We start from the raw sequence: 18,789 nt of genomic DNA, 5'->3' as shown, positions 1-18,789 counted from the left end.
TGCATTGTACTAACTTTGACAGACAAAAAGACTGTGAAGACACAGTAATTTGGGCACATAAAAGGAGAATAAAATATGCATTGTCATGAAATTGATTACGAAATCATTGGCGAATCTATGCAGATGGTTGAAGTGGAACTGGATCCCAATGAAACGGTTATTGCAGAAGCTGGCGCGATGAATTATATGCAAGATGGCATTAGCTTTGAAGCAAAAATGGGTGACGGCTCAGATGTAGATCAAGGCTTTATGGGCAAGTTATTCAGCGCAGGCAAGCGTTTAATTAGTGGTGAGTCGTTGTTTATGACGCACTTCACCAATGAAGGTATGGGTAAAAAGCGCGTGGCATTTGCAGCGCCATTTCCTGGTTCTATTTTGGCGTTAGATATGGCGACGTTAGGCCAATCTGTGTACTTGCAAAAAGATTCATTTTTATGTGCGGCACTGGGCACGAAAGTGGATATTGCATTTCAACGCAAACTTGGCGCGGGCTTTTTTGGTGGAGAAGGGTTCATATTAGAGCACTTACAGGGCGATGGAATGGCCTTTGCCCATGCAGGCGGCACTGTGGTTGAAAAGCAACTTAATGGTGAAACACTGCGCGTCGATACCGGCTGTGTGGTTGGATTCAGCGAAGGCATCGAATTTGATATTGAGCGTGTGAAAGGCCTGAAAAGCATGTTTTTTGGCGGTGAAGGGCTCTTTTTAGCGACGTTAAAAGGCCATGGTACGGTGTGGATCCAAAGCTTACCATTCTCTAGATTAGCGGATCGTGTGCTTGAGCACGCACCAAAACAGGGTGGTAGTAGGCAGGGTGAAGGCTCTGTCTTAGGCAGTGTTGGCGATATCATTGATGGTGATTAAGGCTAAAAATGGCTTATTTAATGCAGTTCAACAATGCAATATCGCAGCGAATGCGTTTTAATTGCAAATTGGCTGCATTTTAATCGACTTCAAGGATGATGTTCGCCTAAAGAGGTGATATACTCCCGCCGAATAATTTTTCTACTTTAAATAGAGTAAAACAATGGCAGATTTATCGAAATACAGAAACATTGGTATTTTCGCGCACGTTGATGCGGGTAAAACTACGACCACTGAGCGTATTCTTAAGCTTACTGGTAAGATTCACAAAACTGGTGAAGTACACGATGGTGAGTCAACTACTGACTTCATGGAACAGGAAGCAGAGCGTGGTATTACTATCCAGTCAGCAGCTGTTACTTGTGAGTGGAAAGGCCACCGTTTAAACGTTATCGATACTCCTGGACACGTTGACTTCACAGTTGAAGTATACCGTTCACTTAAAGTTCTTGACGGCGGTATCGGTGTATTCTGTGGTTCTGGTGGTGTTGAGCCTCAGTCAGAAACTAACTGGCGTTATGCTAACGAATCAGAAGTTGCACGTTGTATCTTCGTAAACAAACTAGACCGTATGGGTGCTGACTTCTACCGCGTAGTAGGTCAAGTAGAGAAAGTACTTGGCGCAAACCCACTAGTTATGACTCTTCCTATCGGTATCGAAGATCAGTTCACAGGTGTTGTTGACGTACTAGAAAAGAAAGCATACATCTGGGACGAGACTGGCCTTCCAGAAAACTACGAAATCACTGACGTTCCAGCTGACATGGTTGAGAAAGTTGAAGAGTACCACGAGATGCTAGTTGAGTCTGCAGTTGAGCAAGACGACGACCTAATGGAAGCATACATGGAAGGTGAAACTCCTTCACTAGAGCAAATCAAAGCTTGTATCCGTAAAGGTACACGTGACCTTGCTTTCTTCCCAACTTTCTGTGGTTCTGCATTCAAGAACAAAGGTATGCAGCTAGTACTAGACGCAGTTGTTGATTACCTACCGTCTCCAACAGAAGTTGACCCTCAGCCTCTAACTGATCCTGAAACTGGTGAGCCTACTGGTGACGTTGCGACAGTTGACGCAGAAGAGCCACTTAAAGCGCTTGCGTTCAAAATCATGGACGACCGTTTCGGTGCACTTACGTTCATCCGTATCTACGCTGGTCGCATGAAGAAAGGTGACACGATCCTTAACTCTGCAACGGGTAAAACTGAGCGTATCGGGCGTATGGTTGAGATGCAAGCAGACGAGCGTAACGAACTTACTGAAGCACAAGCGGGTGACATCATCGCTGTTGTAGGTATGAAGAACGTTCAAACTGGTCACACTCTATGTGATCCTAAGCACGAATGTACTCTAGAAGCGATGATCTTCCCTGATCCAGTAATCTCTATCGCTGTTGCACCTAAAGATAAAGGTGGTAACGAGAAGATGGGTATCGCTATCGGTAAGATGGTTGCAGAAGATCCGTCATTCCAGGTTGAGACTGACGAAGATTCAGGTGAAACTATCCTTAAAGGTATGGGTGAGCTTCACCTAGACATTAAGGTAGACATCCTTAAGCGTACTTACGGCGTTGAGCTAGTTGTTGGTCAACCTCAGGTTGCTTACCGTGAAACTATCACGCAAGAAGTTGAAGACAGCTACACGCACAAGAAGCAGTCTGGTGGTTCTGGTCAGTTCGGTAAGATCGACTACCGTATCAAGCCTGGTGAAGTTGGTTCTGGTTTCACGTTCTCATCTTCAGTTGTTGGTGGTAACGTACCTAAAGAATTCTGGCCTGCAGTTGAGAAAGGCTTTGCGTCAATGATGGAAGAAGGTGTTCTAGCTGGCTTCCCTGTACTAGACGTTGAAGTTGAGCTATTCGACGGTGGTTTCCACGCAGTTGACTCATCAGCAATCGCATTCGAAATCGCTGCTAAAGGCGCTTTCCGTCAGTCTATCCCTAAAGCGGGTGCACAACTTCTTGAGCCAATCATGAAAGTTGACGTGTTCACGCCAGATGACAACGTAGGTGACGTAATCGGTGACCTTAACCGTCGTCGTGGTATGATCAAAGACCAAGAAGCTGGCGCAATGGGCGTTCGTATCAAGGGTGAAGTACCTCTATCTGAAATGTTCGGATACATTGGTCACCTACGTACTATCACGTCTGGTCGTGGTCAGTTCTCAATGGAATTCTCTCACTATGCACCATGTCCGCAAAACGTTGCTGACGCGGTAATCGCTGCTGAGAAAGAAAAGAAAGCTGCTAAGTAATTAGCTAACTCCTTTCTTTTGAAAAAACCGCCTTAGGGCGGTTTTTTTATGCGCCTTTATCTGTGTATTGTATTTGGCTGTTGCATGAGGATCTAAGTGCATTTTATGAATTTTTTTATTTGTAAAATGTAAACAATTGTATATTGCAATTCCCAATCCTTTCGGGTTGTTTTTTATTCAGTTCTTACCGCTTTTTTATTTAATTTATTAATATATAACCCATTTTATTTAGCAAAATTATCTAATGTAATTATGTTTTCAGGAGCTTTCCATGTGCACTACACATTGATTGTTGAAAAAACTAGAGTGTGAGCTTGATTTAGGGACATTGCGAATTTATCATACCCCATTCGTAATCCTAAAGTATGTGACTTGAGTAAAATTTGGAGGTACTCATGAAGACAATCAACTTACAAATTAATTGGTATTTATATTCAATACAGCTTTTTGTGTTTGTTTTGCTCTATGTGGTGTTATTAAACTTAGGGTTTGTGACTGTAGCTCAAGCTTTAGCTGGTGTAGGCGCTACTTGGACGATGGTTTCGCTGATATCTGGTATTTTCGGCAACACATATGTTCATATTGATAAAGCGGGCTTTAGTTATCGCAGAGGCTTAACTACGTGTTATTTGCACAGCGATGAAGTTGTATCATTAAAAGCAACAAAAGTACTGAATTCATATATCGTCACAGTGGCGTTGAAATCGAATAAGCAGGTGTCATTCCCTTATTGGTTAGCAAGTTTTGAAGAGATACAAAAAGCAGCCAAGCAGTTTAACTGCCCCGTGATTGGTTTGACACAATCAGAAGTAAACGTATAAAAACATCGCGCTTGTTGAGCAGTATAGGTAAAGCTAAGTAAAAATAACAGTGAGCCTGTTTAGGTGGACATCCAATGGTCAATTAAAAGAGCAGATGGCTGCTCTTTTGAATCTCACTCTTGCTTATTTGCTATTAAGCCATAATGCGACTTGCTTGGCAAAGTAAGTCAAGATGCCATCAGCTCCAGCGCGTTTAAATGCTAATAGTGACTCCATGACTACGGGCTTTTCTGCCAGCCAACCGTTGTCGATTGCAGCTTTGTGCATGGCATATTCTCCGCTGACTTGGTATGCAAAAGTTGGTACTCCAAATTCATCTTTAACGCGTCTAACCACATCTAGATAAGGCATGCCAGGTTTTACCATAACCATGTCCGCTCCCTCTTGTAAATCCAAAGCAACCTCTCGAATTGCTTCGTCTGAGTTTGCAGGGTCCATTTGATAGGTCTTTTTATCAGCACCTTTGAGATTGCCTGCAGAGCCAACGGCATCTCTAAAAGGACCATAATAACTTGACGCATATTTTGCAGAGTATGCCATGATGCGAGTATGAATATGCCCAGCGGCTTCTAAGGCTTCGCGAATTGCGCCAATACGGCCATCCATCATATCGGAAGGCGCGACGACATCAGCACCTGCATCTGCATGAGATAATGCCTGTTTTATGAGGATCTCTGTTGTGATGTCATTGATCACATAACCACTCTCATCAATAATGCCATCCTGACCATGAACAGTGAAAGGGTCTAATGCTACATCTGTGATCACACCTAAGTCTGGGCAAGCAGCCTTAAGCGCTCTTACAGTGCGTTGTGCAAGCCCTTCAGGGTTATATGCTTCTTCAGCCATTAATGACTTTTGGTCCGCAGGAGTGACTGGGAAGATGGCAATCGCAGGGATACCTAGAGTATTTAGTTGCTTTGCTTCTTCTACTAATAAATCAATTGAGAGCCTCTCAATACCTGGCATTGAGGGGATGGACTCACGACAATTTGTGCCTTCTAAAACAAACACAGGATAAATTAGATCAGCAACAGTCAATGTGTTTTCACACATGAGACGACGAGAAAAGTCGTCGCGACGCATGCGACGCATACGTGTATAAGGAAAAAGATCTAGTCCTGATTGAGCCACATTAAGTCTCCTAGGTGTGTTGATAAATACAAACTTGATTTCGCCCACTTTGCTTTGCTTCATACAGTGCTTTATCGGCGAAGTCGGTAAATAAAGTTGGGTTTTGTGTATCTTTGGCGATGTCGCTATACAAACCTGCACTGGTCGTGAATTGAATATTTTGATCTGCGATATTGACAGTACATGTTGCCGTTGCGAGACGAATTTTTTCTGCCAGCTCTAAAGCGCCATGGGCATCTGTATTAGGCAATAAAATAACAAATTCCTCTCCACCATACCGAAAAACTTCATCATGAGGTCGCTTTAGGTGTTTGCTAATTGTATTGGCAAAAGCGCATATGGTTTGGTCACCCGCTAGATGCCCATATACATCATTGACGCGCTTAAAATGGTCAATATCAAGCATGATCACACTAAGTGTGGTTTGCTCACGACGAGAACGTCTGACTTCCATCATCAGTCGCTTATCAAAATAGCGGCGGTTTTTCACTTTAGTAAGCGGGTCTTCCATGTTGAGTCGCTCTAGCTCGCGGTTTTTTTCTTCCAATTCGCGTAGAGTCACTTGTAATTCAAATGTGCGCTCATCAATGCTACTTTCTAAGTCTTGCTGAGCCTGTTCTTGAATACTTAACTTTTCTTTGAGTAGCGCATCTTCAGCGCGCGTCTTCGCTAATTTTTGCTCCTGCAGTTTGATATGGCGCTCACGCTCTGATATGTACTGTTTAGCCAGCGCATAACTGATATAAGCACATACAAATAAGGAGCAAATATAAGTGACGGGACGTTCTAGCAACGCACCTGATAGTAAACCAAGTTCAAAACCAAACTGATAGCACAAAGATATCATTAAACACAGGTGGACAGTAAGCGCAGGTACCTTCTTGCTGATTTTTTGTGGTGAAGCTTTGATTGTGATCACAAAAAAGTAAACAACCGCTAAAATGGCAAAGATATAGGCGGTTTTGAGTGCCAGCGTAATTGGTAAAAATGTACACAGTAAGGTAATACCAAAGCCGCTTAATAGTAGATATTTTAGACCACTATCAATTCTGGGGGCGCTACTGATGGGTAATATTTGACTGCGTATAATTGGGGTCATGGCTAAAGTTGAAAGTAATACAAGAATACTCTGACCATACTGTTGCATCCACTGCCAGTCTGCGTAGAGATATCTGTATCCAAAACCGTATAAGTGAACTAATAGTAACCAAACACTCGTCATGAGCAGGGTGCCATGGAGGAAGTATTTGCGCCGCGTGAAGCTATACATGGTAAAGTTGGTCGCTATCATGGCCAGCAAAAAGCCCGCTAGAATGCCATAGATAAGGTTGAATTTACTCTTATATTTTAGATATTCTACAGGGTGCCAGAGACTAAGTGGAATATTGAGTGCACCGTGGTGCTTCACTTTTAAATAGAGTGTGGTTTGTCGTTTACCAGGTAACTCCAATGGGATGAGTTGAGCTTCATGTTTTATGGGCCGCTGCATTAGAGGGCGACTATCACCTAAATCGAGCGTTAAGACGGCATGATCTGGTTGCATTATGTAGGCTGTAATACTATCCAGTAGGTTGTTGTTCACACTGAGTAAAAGTGGGATTTCAATTAAACTATCGTTTCTTAATACAACTTTTATCCAAACTTGCTGCTCTACTTCACCTAAATTAAGTGCGCCAGAATCATGATAATGCCAAGTAGTGTTGCTACTGAGCAAATCTTGAAGTGTATTCTGGGGGGCTACTGTATAGCTAAACGGCAGTGAAGCTTGGTGTCTAAACTGCGCTGGGAGTTCAAAAACATGGGGATTTGAGTTTGCATCAATGAAGATGCTGGCAACTGCCGGAAACGTATTTAATATCAGCGCGAACAGTAACCATAACTTCATCATTAATAACTCGATTGATTCGTCATAAAGAGCGTATTGAAGTTATCAGAACTATGCATTGCAATGGTTGCGTAATCTGTCCCTTTCAATTCGGCTATTTGCGTAGCAACAGCTGATAAATATGCCGGTTCATTACGTCTAGACTTGGGCTTTGGGGAAAGTGTTCTAGGCAGTAAGTAAGGTGCATCCGTTTCAATAAGCAGTCTATCATTTGGAATGTATGAGATTAATTCGCGTAGTTGCTGACCGCGTCTTTCATCACATACCCAGCCTGTAATGCCAATCATTAAACCGTAATCGAGATAGAATTTAAGTGCTTGCTTATCGCCTGTAAAGCAATGCAATACGCCCTTTATTTGGTGCCCAGATAACAAAGCTTTCATATGCTCATGTGCATCTCGCTCATGAATATAAGTTGGCATATTGAGCTGTTGCGCGAGCGCAAATTGCTCATTACATACATGGGCTTGTATATCTCGTGGTGAAAAATCACGATTAAAATCTAAGCCGCATTCACCAATTGCGACAACTTGAGGAGAATTTGCCAATTGAGTAATTTGCGCAATGAAATCATTTGGCGCATCCTTGGCATCATGAGGGTGTATACCAGCAGTACTGACAAGCTGGTGAGTGTTCGCTAAAGCAAGGCTTTGCTCACTTGATGCAAGGTCACAGCCAATTAATAACATATTACTGATATGATTTGCTCTGGCCCTTGCGACAATGTCAGTTCTGTCTTTGTCAAATTGTGAGCTGGTTAAGTTGACACCAGCATCAATCATCGTTTGCATTTATTTTATTCTTTTTACGCGAATTGTTCGATTTGAGCCCGACTTGCTCATCAAAAATGAGTTAAATGAGCCGCGTTTTATGGTGACCGTATCATCCTGCTTTGCAAAAAAAGCATCACTGCCAATTTGCTTCCATACTTGAGTATTTGAGAGCTCAAAGGTACGAACACCATGTGCTGACTTAGCCAGCTTTACTATTGTAGCCTCAATATTGTCGACACGTTGTTCGTTTTGGATGGTTTTATTCTCTATCCCAAAGCGTGCTTGTTTTTGCTCTTTACTCAGTGTGCTTTTTGCAACTGGCGCAGCAGGTACGTTAGCCACTGGCTGCTTAGATTGAAGTTTTGTAATTGCTTGGTCATAGCATTGCAAGCGCTTAGTGTCGGATGCAATAGATTGACACTGAACCAAGTGTCCAAGCGTTTCATTTTGGGCGTGAGCACAGAGCGAGACACCCAATGCAAGTAAAGTGACCCACTTATTCATTGTTCATTTCCTGTTGTTCAGACTTTTTGCTGTATATACCCGCAAGGATGATGCCGACTTCAAATAACAATAACATGGGCACAGCGAGTAAGGTTTGTGATAGCACATCGGGTGGTGTTAAAAACATGGCTACCACGAATACACCTACTACGATATAAGGACGTTTATCTTTTAAACTTTGAGTCGTTGTAACGCCACTCCAGCACAGTAGCATAATGGCGACTGGGATCTCAAAAGCGACGCCAAAAGCGAAAAATAACTTGAGGATAAAGGCTAGATAGCTGCTGATATCCGGAGATAAAGTCATCATAGCTGGGCCAACTGCGGTAAAAAAGCCCAAAATAATAGGCATAACCACGAAATAGCAAAATGCGATACCGGCATAAAACAACACCACACTAGAAAGCAGAATGGGCATGAGCATGCGCTTTTCATGTTGGTACAAGCCGGGTGCTAAAAAGCCCCAAAACTGATGCAATATAAAAGGGATCGCTAAAAACAAAGAGACAAAGAGGGTCAGCTTAAACGGTGCAAAAAAAGGGGCGGTGACATCTGTGGCTATCATGGTGGCATTTTCTGGCAAACTTAAAACCAGTGGGTTTGCGACAAATGCATAGATATCGTTGGCAAAATAGACCAAGGATAGAAAGATCACCAATACGCTTAAGAGGGCTTTAATTAGGCGATCTCTGAGTTCAATTAGGTGACCTATAAAACCGCTGTTGTCCGATTCTGACATGGGTATTCCTGTTACTTCTGAGGGATTAGTCTTTTTTCGACTGTGTGTCCGTGGTATCCGTTTGATAACTATGACGCACTGACTCGGCCGCTTTTTTCAACTCATCCACGGACTCTTGCAGCTCGGGGGCTAAGTTATTCATGTTCTGTTGCTCAGCTTTTTTAAGGTTAGTGTGCAACTCATGTACTCTGAGCTCTTCATTCACTTCAGCCTTCACCGAATTAGCAACAGATTTCACGGTTCGGATCCAGCGACTAACCGTTCGTATAGCCACCGGCAAACGCTCTGGTCCTAATACAATTAAGCCGACAATCAATATGACGACGAGCTCCCACATGCCCATGTAAACTAAACCTTTTCTTTATCAGTTTCAGTGCTGGTAGATTTGTTTTGGGTTTGATTTTGAATGGCGTCTTTTGGCTTGTCTGCTTCTGTTTTTTCATCGTCAGACATGGCTTTTTTAAACCCTTTAACGGCGTTACCTAGGTCTCCACCCATACCACGCAACTTTTTAGTGCCAAAAAGCAATACAATGATTGCAAGAACAATTAATAGTTGCCAAATACTGATACCACCTAATCCCATAACGACTCCGTTTACGTCTTATTTGTAATTACTAATTTGATTATACGCCGCGCGTATAAAATATCACCCTGTTTTACGCCATGCACAAATAAATAGCAAGCATGCAAAAAGCGCACTGCTTAGGCTTGCACCATTTAACTCAGCGATAAAACACAGACCAGCAATGATCGCAAAAGTGGATGCTGCCATACCCAATAAAACGCTTTGTATTGTTTGCTTACTTATCGCAGATTGTGGTGCCGGTACTTGATGATGCTGACGTTTCAAGCTTTGATAAACTAAATCGGGCAATTCAGGCATCTTTTCAGCCCAAAAAGGTAGATTTTGGTATAGTTTCTTGGCCACTGCGAGGGGACCTACTTGCTCTTGCACCCAATGTTCTAAGAAGGGCTTTGCGGTTTGCCAAAGGTCGAGTTGTGGATAGAGCTGACGTCCCAATCCTTCAACGTATAGCAAGGTTTTTTGTAACAGCACCAGTTGAGGCTGTACTTCCATATTGAAACGTCTTGCAGTATTGAACAGATTGACTAAGACATGTCCAAATGAAATTTCTGCCAGTGGTTTATTAAAAATTGGCTCGCACACAGTGCGAATTGCAAATTCAAACTCTTCCACACAAGTGTCTGCTGGCACCCAACCTGAGTCCACATGAAGCTGAGCCACTTGGCGATAATCACGATTGAAAAAAGCAATAAAGTTTTCAGCTAAATATCTCTTATCTTCGCGATTTAACGTACCAACGATACCGCAGTCAATCCCGATATACTGAGGGTTTTCAGGGTGTTCATAGGAGACAAAAATATTGCCAGGGTGCATGTCAGCATGGAAAAAACTGTCTCTGAATACTTGCGTAAAGAAGACTTCAACGCCTCGCTCTGCAAGTAATTTCATATCAGTGCCTTGCGCTTCCAATGTCTGAGTATCAGATACGGGGATACCGTAAATGCGCTCCATCACTAATACGTTTTGTCTTGAGTAATCGCTATAGACTTCTGGAATATATAAGGCTTCAGATCCTTCAAAGTTACGTCTTAGTTGAATGGCGTTGGCGCCTTCACGCATTAAATCGAGCTCATCGAGCAAGGTTTTGCGATATTCTCGTACGACTTCAACAGGCCTTAAACGACGGCTTTCGCTCACTAAGCCAGCAAGCACTTTGGCAAATTGCTCCATTAAGGACAGATCTGCGAGGATCTGCTTTTCTATGTCAGGGCGGATCACTTTCACAACCACGTCTTTCAAACCCTGTTCAGTTTGCAGTTGCGCTGTGTGAACCTGAGCAATGGAGGCTGAAGCCAGAGGTTGTTGCTCAAAATGCTCGAATAAGTCGCTAATGTGTTCAAGCTCTAGCGCTAGCTCGATAAGCCGCTGTGCTTTTTCGCCATCAAATGATGCGACATTGTCCTGCAATTGTGCCAGCTCTTGTGCCATATCATGAGGTAATAGGTCACGTCGAGTAGATAACATTTGGCCGAATTTAACCCACACGGGCCCTAAAGCTTGCAATGCCAGACGTAAACGCGCGCCTTCAGACTTATCTTGGTGTTTATTGGGTAGCCAAAATAGGCACTTTCGAAGGTACTTAGCGTACCAAGGCTGCAAATGCTGAGGCAGCAGCTCATCTAGGCCATAGTTAAGAAATGTTTTACCAATATGATATAGGCGAGCGATGGACAATTCCTGCTCCTTAAAGTCAGTCTGTTAGTGCATTAATGCGCTGTTCTAGTGCAGCCAATTGCGATGAAAGGGCTCTGGTTTGTGCTTTAAACTGCTGTAGCTCCAGAGGGTGAATGGTGACGTTGAGCTCGTCTTGACACAGTTGAGTCATGACTTGCTGATATGACTTTTTATGTAATTGGGCTTTGTTGTTGCACGCTTTTACGCTACTCACTAAGTGTTCAGCGCCAGCATCACCAAGGTAGCGCGATAAGTGCTCTGCCCAATCAATATTTAAATTGCCGAATGCTTTGCTATAAAGCTGTGCAAGGTGAAGGTCACCCTCCAAATCCAATTTGCCACTGCGGATCAATCGCGTCAATTGACTTGGGTCTTTCAATTCACCTAAGCAATCGACAGAGGTGGTGATGTGACAATCAGCATCATCATGATAGTTGCCATATACGAAGCAGTATTCACCATTATAGTGCAGAGCGCAGGATAAGTTTAAATCGGTTAATGTCAGCGCCAGTACGTTATGTGCAGCGCCTTGCAAATCTGCAGCAAGGTTTGGCTCAAGAGTTAAGAGACGATTTACAGCTTGCTCGGCGATGGCCGTTAAAACAGATACCCACATAAACTTACCCTTTACTTGTGTTAGTACTTGAACCCTCTATGCAGCGCAACGATGCCGCCAGTGAAGTTTTGATAGCTTGTTTGCTCAAACCCTGCGTTTTCCATCATGCCCTTTAAAGTTTCTTGGTCTGGATGCATGCGGATTGATTCTGCCAAGTAGCGGTAAGATTCGCTGTCATTTGCCACAATTTTGCCGACGTTTGGCAAGATGTTAAATGAGTAGAAGTCATAAAGTTTAGATAACGCTTCGTTATCTGTTTTAGAAAATTCTAGCACTAACAATCGACCACCCGGTTTTAGAACTCGGTACATTGAACGCAATGCTTCGTCTTTGTCTGTGACGTTACGTAATCCAAATGCGATAGTAATGACATCTAAGCTGTTATCTGGAAATGGCAACGCTTGGGCGTTCATTTGTACATATTCAATGTTATTAACTAAGCCAAGGTCACGTAGTTTATCGCGGCCAACTTTCAGCATTGAGTCATTGATATCGCCAAGGATTACTTGACCGGTATCGCCAACAAGTTGGCTGAACTTTGCTGTCAGGTCACCTGTACCACCTGCCAAATCTAATACGCGATGACCTTTTCGAACCCCAGCACACGCCACAGTTTGACGTTTCCAAAGGCGATGTATGCCAAAGGATAAAAAGTCATTCATGATGTCGTATTTGGCTGCGACAGAGTGAAAAACATCTGCAACCAAAGACTCTTTTTGAGTGGACTCTACGGTTTTATAACCAAAGTGGGTGGTATCGCGATTTTCTTCTTTCATGTTGGCCTTGGTGACACAGTTTAGATGGGTATAGTGTACTTGATTGCGACACTTAGGTGCAATTTATAGTGTGCGTTAATCGCAAAATTTTATCGCACAAAAGCGCTTACAGGGCTCCTGAAATATAACAGTCGCGTCCTAACGCATGTGCCTTTTGCGCAGCAAATGAAGCTTGGCTTGCCAATTCGTTAAAATCTCGCTCTGATTGCCTTTTGGCAATACCGATAGCCAGTTGGATGTCTGGAAATTGCACATTGCCTTTATTGCTAATGAATTTGAGCTTTTCAACGCCTTTGCGGATTTTTTCCGCGATAACTTTGGCTGTCTCAGGCTCGATATCAGCCAGCAAAATGGTGAATTCCTGCTTGCCTGTGCGACCCGGTACACCGCTTTCTAACACATATTTTTTGATCTTATGCGCAACCCGTTGTAAAACGGTTTCGCCAATCATGTCACCGAATCGCTCACTAAAATCACTGAGGTTATCTACTTGAATGGAAATTGCACATAACATCTTTTCTTGATCTAACCAAAGCTGAGTTTTTTGATTCAAGTAGTGCCTTTTATAAAGACCTGTGTGTGGATCAATCAAACGTTGCTTTCGTATTTTATTGAGCACCATGTACTGCTGACTTTGGCTAGCTCTGGCTTTTTGTAAGCTCTGCTTAAAACGCTGTTGTTGCTCTATATAACGCTCTGTTTGCTGAGTCAATTCACCAAGCGCTTTTTTGCTTTTGGCAATATCTTGCGGGTCTAACTCACTGTGGCATTTACGAATGCTTTGTGTGAATTTTGTGATGCTTTGATGCGAGCGTGAGGAGGACGCGGATAATTCGTCGATGACATTGTCGACTTCTTTTAATACCGCCAATTCTTCTTGATGTTCTGTGTAGATAAACTCGAAGTACAGTTGCTCAATGTAGACGGTGTCTATGGCAACATTACCACGCAGATCTCTTTCTAAGCGTGTCGTTAAGGCGTCGTTAGTCCGACTTATAAAAGTATAAGCAACTTGATAATTTAATGGCGTAGGAGGCAGTGCGTGCAGTTCCAGAAAATGACAAACCTTGGTCATTTTTTCTTGGGCTATTGCCATTGGATCATGGAACGTCATCTACTTCTTTACCACACATTAAAGTTAATCTTGAAGCCTTAACGTCCTTTGGCACAAGTCATGATTTCATCCTATTTGAAGCCCCGCTACATTAATCGTAATTGTGACTTTTTGAAAGTAAAATTTGCCCTTTTAATGGTAAAAAGTTACCCAATTTATTCTATTAGGCGAATTTATCGACAACTTTGTCCTTTGTATATGTGGTGTAGTATCGATGATCGCATTTGCAAGATGTTTGGTCGATTATACTTGCATAGAGACAAGTGCCTTCGTTAAGGTGCATACCCCAGCGAAAGTTAAGGAACCTCAGTGTTGAACGCCGTTTTTAAACCACTTAGTGCCATTGCTTTGGTACTCAGTTTGTCTGCTTGCCAGATGACCCAGAATAACACAGATCAAGCCTTTATGGCGTTGTCCGAGCAAGTGATGGCGTTTCGTGCTGATATTAGTACCAATCATACCAAGTCACGAGATGAGCTATTTTTGTTGCCTGATATGTCTCCAGAACACTTAGCAAGCGAAAATCAGCGTCGTTTAGCACTGCTGGATAAGTTTGATGTGATAGACACAACACAATTAAGTGCAGAGAATCAAATTAACTTCGCAATTTTGCGCGCACAGGTGCAGAATAAAGTCGATAAGTACCACTTTAAACATCATTATGTGCCACTGCTATCGGAATCTGGATTCCATACAGACATGTCATTCAAAATCCGTGAGCATGACTTTTCTACACAGCAGGGTTATCAACAATTGATAGCGCAGATTAAGCAGCTACCGCGATATTTTTCGCAGCAGATGGACTGGATGCGAAAGGGCATGGCAATTGGGTTGACTCAACCGCAAGTTGTACTGCAGGGGTTCGAATCCTCGATAGAGGCTTACATCGCCATTGATGATGTTGAGCGCTCGCCATTTTATGCACCGTTTAAGACGAATCAGGCGGGTATATCAGATGAAGCTTTTATGCAGCTTCAGCAGCAAGCTAAGCAAGCGATAGTCAATTACGCTCACCCTGCTTATCAAAGTTACTTAGACTTTTTCGTCAATGAATACCGACCAGCTGCAAAAAAAGACATTGCTTGGTCGAGTACACCCAATGGTGAAGCATTTTATATCAATCGTGCTAAGCATTTCACGACAACCGATATGACGCCTAAGCAAATCCATGAGTTAGGTTTGCAGGAAGTGGCGCGTATTCGCAGTGAGATGGAAACCATCATTGAAAAGGTAGGCTTTGAAGGTTCGTTTGCTGAGTTTGTAGAGTTTTTGCGTACCGATCCGCAGTTTTATGCTAAGACACCTGAAGAGTTGCTCAAAGAGGCATCATTTATCGCCAAGAAGATGGACGCTAAACTGCCACAATTCTTTTATGTGTCTACTTTGCCTCGAGTCCCTTATGGCGTAGCCCCAGTGCCTGATAGTATCGCGCCTAAGTACACAACTGGAAGATACTTACCACCATCGAAAGACACTGATCCTGGCTATTATTGGGTAAATACTTACGCGCTTGATAAAAGGCCTCTCTATGTTTTGGAGGCATTGACCTTGCACGAAGGGGTGCCGGGTCATCATTTGCAAATTGCCATAAATGATGAGTTCACACATTTACCTGAGTATCGCAATGAATACATTTCAGCATTTGGTGAAGGGTGGGGGTTATATGCAGAATATTTAGGCTTGGAAGCTGGTTTTTACCAAGACCCATATAGTAATTTCGGTCGACTTACTTATGAAATGTGGCGTGCAGCGCGCTTAGTTGTGGACACAGGTATGCACATGTTTGGGTGGAGTCGCGAGCAGGCGATGCAATTTATGCAAGATAATACAGCATTGTCTCTACATAATGTAAAAACAGAAACTGATCGCTACATTTCTTGGCCAGGTCAAGCGCTGTCATACAAAATTGGAGAGCTGACAATCAGACGCTTGCGCGCAGAAGCTGAGCAGGCGCTGGGTGAGCAGTTTAATATTCGTGAATTTCACCATCAGATACTGAAAAATGGCTCTGTCCCGCTATTTGTACTTGAAGCGCAAATCGAGCAATATATCGAACAAGCGCAAAAGCAAAAGTAAATTAAAAAGGCCGCTATGAAGCGGCCTTTTTAATCAGTGCACAAAGCTGATAATTAGCTGATAAAAGTCATCGGTTGAGTGGCAGCTTTTTGCATTTAAAATCAATTGCTCGCCAAGAAGTAAGGTTTGCTTTTGTACTGCTAAGCGTTTCACATCATCTTCAATCTCATCAATATCGGTGACATGCGCCAATCCGATAGTGCGACGGATCAGTTCGGTACCGCAATATCCCATCGTATCTTGCAGCACGGCTTGTAAAAATTGTTCGGCGTAACCCGGCGCTTGAAATGATAAATCGTTCGTGTGGGTGCGGGCCAATGTTAACCATTGCTGCTCGAATGTTTGTAAGCAGATAGAAATGGTATTTAATAAATAAGAATGTAAGTCGCGTCGCTTCGGCGCTTCCGTAACGCGACCATTTTGTGCACAATAGTTAAGTAACAAATTGCCGATAAAAGAGCCTAAATCAAAGCCTATTGGGCCGAAAAAGCCAAATTCAGGGTCGATAAATTTAGTATCTTTTTCTGATACAAACACGCTGCCAGTATGGACGTCACCGTGTAACAGAGTTTGTGGTGAAGAGAAGAATTTACTCTTCAATTGAGCAATGTTAATCAGCAAGGCTTGATTGTCTCTCAGTAGAGACACTTGATCTTCTAGCGCTTGCGGATAATTGTTGCGTTCATTTACTCGGTAAGGGTCATCAAAAAATAAGTCTTCAGTAATTGAGCAAAGTTCAGGATTGGTGAACTCTTGTACTAACGCTTTTTTTTCTGCAGCAGATAAATAAAAGTCTGAGTAGAAGAAACTGGTTCTCGCTAGGTAAGTTGCAACGTGTGTGCCTAAGTATTTGAATGTGTTACCTTGATTCAGCTCACCTCGCAAAATCGCCATATCACCCAAGTCTTCCAATATGGTGACAGCGAGCTCACTATTATGATGTAAAACTTGCGCGGTGTGCTCAGGGCAAACATCACCATGTTTTTTTAATACGCTGGCTTCAATTCTGGCTCTGTCTAATGTCAGTGGCCAACTTTCACCGACACAGCGAGCATAAGGCAGCGCTTGCTTCAAAATAACACTGCGATTCTCTGTATCTTGAATGCGGAAGACCAAATTGAGATTACCATCCCCAAACTCATAGCAGGATAGTTCTGCATTTGCTGGAAAGAATTGCCCCAGTTCTTGGACGTAACTTAAGGCCGTGTCGTTATTTAAGGCAACGTATTTGCTCACTGTTATTCACCAAAAATTAAAGTAACTTTTGGCATTCTATATTTTTAAATGTTTAGATGTCTATACATCTTTAGATCTTTATGTAGAATGAGCAGTAATTAGAATTGCACACCCTTTAATCAACATGAAAGATTTAATCGCTCAAAGCTTGAAGTACCAAGATGGAAAAGTGCAGGTGCTTGACCAATATTTGTTGCCGCATCAAGAAGTTTGGCATATCTGCCAAACAGTCAATGAAATGCAAGGTCTTATTAATAACTTACAAGTGCGGGGCGCGCCTTTAATTGGCTTAGCTGCGACTTTGTTGGTTGCTTATCTTGCCGAACAGGGGAGTTCTCGGGAAGATTTAGTTCATGCGATAGACGACTTGGAAGCCACGCGTCCGACGGCGGTAAATTTAAAACACTGTATGGACAGACTTAGAGCGGTGGTACATAGCGAGCAAAATGTTACCGAAGTGGTCACTGTCGCTGAACAATTATTCGAAGAAGATGTGGCTTTATGTACGCGTATTGCTGAGCATGGGGTGGATCTAGTTAATGCCGGTGATAATATTTTGACCCATTGTAATACTGGGGCGCTCGCTACAGCGGGAATTGGCACGGCTCTGGGTGTGATTTTCCAAGCGATGCAGCGCCATGGTGATATTCATGTCTGGGTAGATGAGACGCGTCCTTTATTACAAGGTGGCCGTTTAACCGCATATGAACTTGCGCGTTGGCAGATCCCTTATACTTTATTGTGTGACAGCATGGCTGCGTCTTTAATGGCTGCGGGCAAGGTCGATAAGATATTCGTGGGGGCTGACAGGGTTGCGGCAAACGGTGATTTTGCAAATAAAGTGGGCACGTATAATTTGGCTGTGTTAGCACATTTTCACAATGTGCCTTTTTATGTGGTAGCACCTAAAACTACCTTCGACCCGGCCTGTGCTAGCGGTCGAGATATTGAAATTGAACAGCGAAGTGCGGGCGAGGTGACCGGAGTGAGTGGCAGTTTTGGTGAATGCCAGTGGGCACCTTCTGAGGCTGAAGTGTATAATCCTGCTTTTGATGTAACGCCAGCGAAGTTGGTGACTGGGTGGGTGTTTGATAGTGGTGTTTACACCACACCGGAATTTATTAATTTATAATGATGACAGCAGGCATGGGCAGTATCCTGCTGTGCATTTCGCGAGTAAGGGGTTAATCTAGAAGCGGGAATTGCTTGGCAATACTTGAGCCTGTCTCTTGGGCAACCCAACCTTCAGTATTGTTGAATAGGCGAATAGCGGTGAATTCAGGGTCGCTGCCCATATCAAACCAGTGTGGTGTGTGATCTGGCACAGAGATCAAGTCTCCTTGCTGACAGAATACTTGATAGACCTTATCTGCGATATGCAGGCAGAATAGTCCATACCCGGCCACAAAAAAGCGCACTTCATCTTCACTGTGGGTATGTTCAAAAAGAAATTTTTCGCGCATCGCTGGCGCATTTGGATTACCTTTTTGTAGTGCAACGACGTCGACGGTTTGATAGCCCCCTTGTGCTTTTAAGCGCTCGATATCTTGGCTATATGCGTTAATGATATCGGCTTCAGTGGCTTCTTTTGCTAATACTTGTGTTGCTTGCCATTGCTCAAAGCGCACCCCAACCTCAGCCAGTTTTTCAGCAATAATACTTGCCTCTTCGCTTTGGAACGTCGCTTTTTGTGGCTGCGCTTCTTGATAGATATGTAAGTAACTCATGACGGTATCTC

General features: G+C 43.2%; 18 protein-coding genes. 5 read left to right on the top strand and 13 right to left on the bottom strand.

The window, feature by feature from the left end:
- Positions 1–75 precede the first annotated feature (75 nt).
- From QNM16_RS25570 to QNM16_RS25560, 3 genes are all read left to right on the top strand, one after another.
- Positions 76–864 carry a TIGR00266 family protein gene (locus QNM16_RS25570; protein ID WP_063366227.1) on the top strand — a complete coding sequence of 263 codons (789 nt, stop codon included), beginning with the start codon at positions 76–78 and terminating at the stop codon, positions 862–864.
- Between the two features lie 163 nt (positions 865–1,027).
- Complete coding sequence (gene fusA, locus QNM16_RS25565) at positions 1,028–3,115, top strand: elongation factor G (RefSeq protein WP_039611345.1); 2,088 nt, start codon at positions 1,028–1,030, stop codon at positions 3,113–3,115.
- Between the two features lie 395 nt (positions 3,116–3,510).
- Complete coding sequence (locus QNM16_RS25560) at positions 3,511–3,936, top strand: hypothetical protein (protein ID WP_284023031.1); 426 nt, start codon at positions 3,511–3,513, stop codon at positions 3,934–3,936.
- A gap of 123 nt (positions 3,937–4,059) precedes the next feature.
- Here QNM16_RS25560 and hemB read toward each other — a convergent pair whose 3' ends face one another.
- From hemB to QNM16_RS25505, 11 genes are all read right to left on the bottom strand, one after another.
- Positions 4,060–5,070: a porphobilinogen synthase gene (hemB, locus tag QNM16_RS25555; protein WP_284023030.1), complete on the bottom strand. Its 1,011-nt coding sequence runs from the start codon at positions 5,068–5,070 to the stop codon at positions 4,060–4,062.
- A gap of 10 nt (positions 5,071–5,080) precedes the next feature.
- Positions 5,081–6,958, bottom strand: coding sequence for a diguanylate cyclase (locus tag QNM16_RS25550; RefSeq protein ID WP_284023029.1), 1,878 nt, complete (start codon positions 6,956–6,958; stop codon positions 5,081–5,083).
- Positions 6,958–7,746, bottom strand: a complete 789-nt coding sequence (locus tag QNM16_RS25545) for a TatD family hydrolase (protein ID WP_284023028.1) — start codon at positions 7,744–7,746, stop codon at positions 6,958–6,960. Before QNM16_RS25545 ends, QNM16_RS25550 begins: the two co-directional genes overlap by 1 nt.
- Positions 7,747–8,232: a type VI secretion system-associated protein TagO gene (locus tag QNM16_RS25540; protein ID WP_284023027.1), complete on the bottom strand. Its 486-nt coding sequence runs from the start codon at positions 8,230–8,232 to the stop codon at positions 7,747–7,749.
- Entirely contained in the window at positions 8,225–8,971 is a 747-nt protein-coding gene (gene tatC, locus QNM16_RS25535; protein ID WP_237138607.1) for a twin-arginine translocase subunit TatC, read from the bottom strand. The genes QNM16_RS25540 and tatC overlap by 8 nt, the downstream gene beginning before the upstream one ends.
- 25 nt (positions 8,972–8,996) lie before the next feature.
- Positions 8,997–9,314 carry a Sec-independent protein translocase protein TatB gene (tatB, locus tag QNM16_RS25530; RefSeq protein WP_284023026.1) on the bottom strand — a complete coding sequence of 106 codons (318 nt, stop codon included), beginning with the start codon at positions 9,312–9,314 and terminating at the stop codon, positions 8,997–8,999.
- Positions 9,315–9,319: 5 nt separating this feature from the next.
- A complete protein-coding gene (tatA, locus tag QNM16_RS25525; RefSeq protein ID WP_284023025.1) occupies positions 9,320–9,556 on the bottom strand; it encodes a Sec-independent protein translocase subunit TatA in 237 nt (78 codons plus the stop codon).
- Between the two features lie 63 nt (positions 9,557–9,619).
- Positions 9,620–11,233, bottom strand: a complete 1,614-nt coding sequence (ubiB, locus tag QNM16_RS25520) for a ubiquinone biosynthesis regulatory protein kinase UbiB (protein ID WP_284023024.1) — start codon at positions 11,231–11,233, stop codon at positions 9,620–9,622.
- Between the two features lie 16 nt (positions 11,234–11,249).
- Positions 11,250–11,849, bottom strand: a complete 600-nt coding sequence (locus QNM16_RS25515) for a ubiquinone biosynthesis accessory factor UbiJ (RefSeq protein WP_284023023.1) — start codon at positions 11,847–11,849, stop codon at positions 11,250–11,252.
- Positions 11,850–11,869: 20 nt separating this feature from the next.
- Positions 11,870–12,625 (bottom strand): bifunctional demethylmenaquinone methyltransferase/2-methoxy-6-polyprenyl-1,4-benzoquinol methylase UbiE, encoded by a 756-nt coding sequence (gene ubiE, locus QNM16_RS25510; protein ID WP_284023022.1) that lies wholly within the window; start codon positions 12,623–12,625, stop codon positions 11,870–11,872.
- A 106-nt stretch (positions 12,626–12,731) separates the two neighbouring features.
- Positions 12,732–13,739 (bottom strand): GGDEF domain-containing protein, encoded by a 1,008-nt coding sequence (locus tag QNM16_RS25505; RefSeq protein WP_284023021.1) that lies wholly within the window; start codon positions 13,737–13,739, stop codon positions 12,732–12,734.
- A gap of 309 nt (positions 13,740–14,048) precedes the next feature.
- On the opposite strand from QNM16_RS25505, the gene QNM16_RS25500 reads away from it, so the two are divergent.
- A complete protein-coding gene (locus QNM16_RS25500) occupies positions 14,049–15,815 on the top strand; it encodes a DUF885 domain-containing protein (protein ID WP_417710689.1) in 1,767 nt (588 codons plus the stop codon).
- 33 nt (positions 15,816–15,848) lie between these two features.
- On the opposite strand, the gene mtnK is transcribed toward QNM16_RS25500, so the two are convergent.
- A complete protein-coding gene (gene mtnK, locus QNM16_RS25495; protein ID WP_284023020.1) occupies positions 15,849–17,051 on the bottom strand; it encodes an S-methyl-5-thioribose kinase in 1,203 nt (400 codons plus the stop codon).
- A 124-nt stretch (positions 17,052–17,175) separates the two neighbouring features.
- Here mtnK and mtnA point away from each other — a divergent pair, with 124 nt between their 5' ends.
- Positions 17,176–18,183: an S-methyl-5-thioribose-1-phosphate isomerase gene (gene mtnA / locus QNM16_RS25490; protein WP_284023019.1), complete on the top strand. Its 1,008-nt coding sequence runs from the start codon at positions 17,176–17,178 to the stop codon at positions 18,181–18,183.
- 52 nt (positions 18,184–18,235) lie between these two features.
- Here the strand turns inward: mtnA and QNM16_RS25485 are convergent, their stop codons facing one another.
- On the bottom strand, positions 18,236–18,778 hold the full coding sequence (locus tag QNM16_RS25485; protein WP_284023018.1) for a 1,2-dihydroxy-3-keto-5-methylthiopentene dioxygenase: 543 nt from the start codon (positions 18,776–18,778) through the stop codon (positions 18,236–18,238).
- Positions 18,779–18,789: the final 11 nt, after the last annotated feature.

This window comes from Pseudoalteromonas umbrosa (assembly GCF_030125375.1).
Taxonomy (GTDB): Bacteria; Pseudomonadota; Gammaproteobacteria; order Enterobacterales; family Alteromonadaceae; genus Pseudoalteromonas; species Pseudoalteromonas umbrosa.
The sequence above is the reverse complement of the archived record's forward strand: the minus strand, read 5'-3'. Positions and strand labels throughout refer to the sequence as shown.

Bases quoted from the DNA above. Each gene is read 5' to 3' on its own strand.
- QNM16_RS25570 (WP_063366227.1), top strand. From the start codon at position 76: ATGCATTGTCATGAAATTGATTACGAAATCATTGGCGAATCTATGCAG.
- fusA (WP_039611345.1), top strand. From the start codon at position 1,028: ATGGCAGATTTATCGAAATACAGAAACATTGGTATTTTCGCGCACGTT.
- QNM16_RS25560 (WP_284023031.1), top strand. From the start codon at position 3,511: ATGAAGACAATCAACTTACAAATTAATTGGTATTTATATTCAATACAG.
- QNM16_RS25550 (WP_284023029.1), bottom strand. From the start codon at position 6,958: ATGATGAAGTTATGGTTACTGTTCGCGCTGATATTAAATACGTTTCCG.
- QNM16_RS25545 (WP_284023028.1), bottom strand. From the start codon at position 7,746: ATGCAAACGATGATTGATGCTGGTGTCAACTTAACCAGCTCACAATTT.
- QNM16_RS25540 (WP_284023027.1), bottom strand. From the start codon at position 8,232: ATGAATAAGTGGGTCACTTTACTTGCATTGGGTGTCTCGCTCTGTGCT.
- tatC (WP_237138607.1), bottom strand. From the start codon at position 8,971: ATGTCAGAATCGGACAACAGCGGTTTTATAGGTCACCTAATTGAACTC.
- tatB (WP_284023026.1), bottom strand. From the start codon at position 9,314: ATGGGCATGTGGGAGCTCGTCGTCATATTGATTGTCGGCTTAATTGTA.
- tatA (WP_284023025.1), bottom strand. From the start codon at position 9,556: ATGGGATTAGGTGGTATCAGTATTTGGCAACTATTAATTGTTCTTGCA.
- QNM16_RS25515 (WP_284023023.1), bottom strand. From the start codon at position 11,849: ATGTGGGTATCTGTTTTAACGGCCATCGCCGAGCAAGCTGTAAATCGT.
- ubiE (WP_284023022.1), bottom strand. From the start codon at position 12,625: ATGAAAGAAGAAAATCGCGATACCACCCACTTTGGTTATAAAACCGTA.
- QNM16_RS25505 (WP_284023021.1), bottom strand. From the start codon at position 13,739: ATGACGTTCCATGATCCAATGGCAATAGCCCAAGAAAAAATGACCAAG.
- mtnA (WP_284023019.1), top strand. From the start codon at position 17,176: ATGAAAGATTTAATCGCTCAAAGCTTGAAGTACCAAGATGGAAAAGTG.
- QNM16_RS25485 (WP_284023018.1), bottom strand. From the start codon at position 18,778: ATGAGTTACTTACATATCTATCAAGAAGCGCAGCCACAAAAAGCGACG.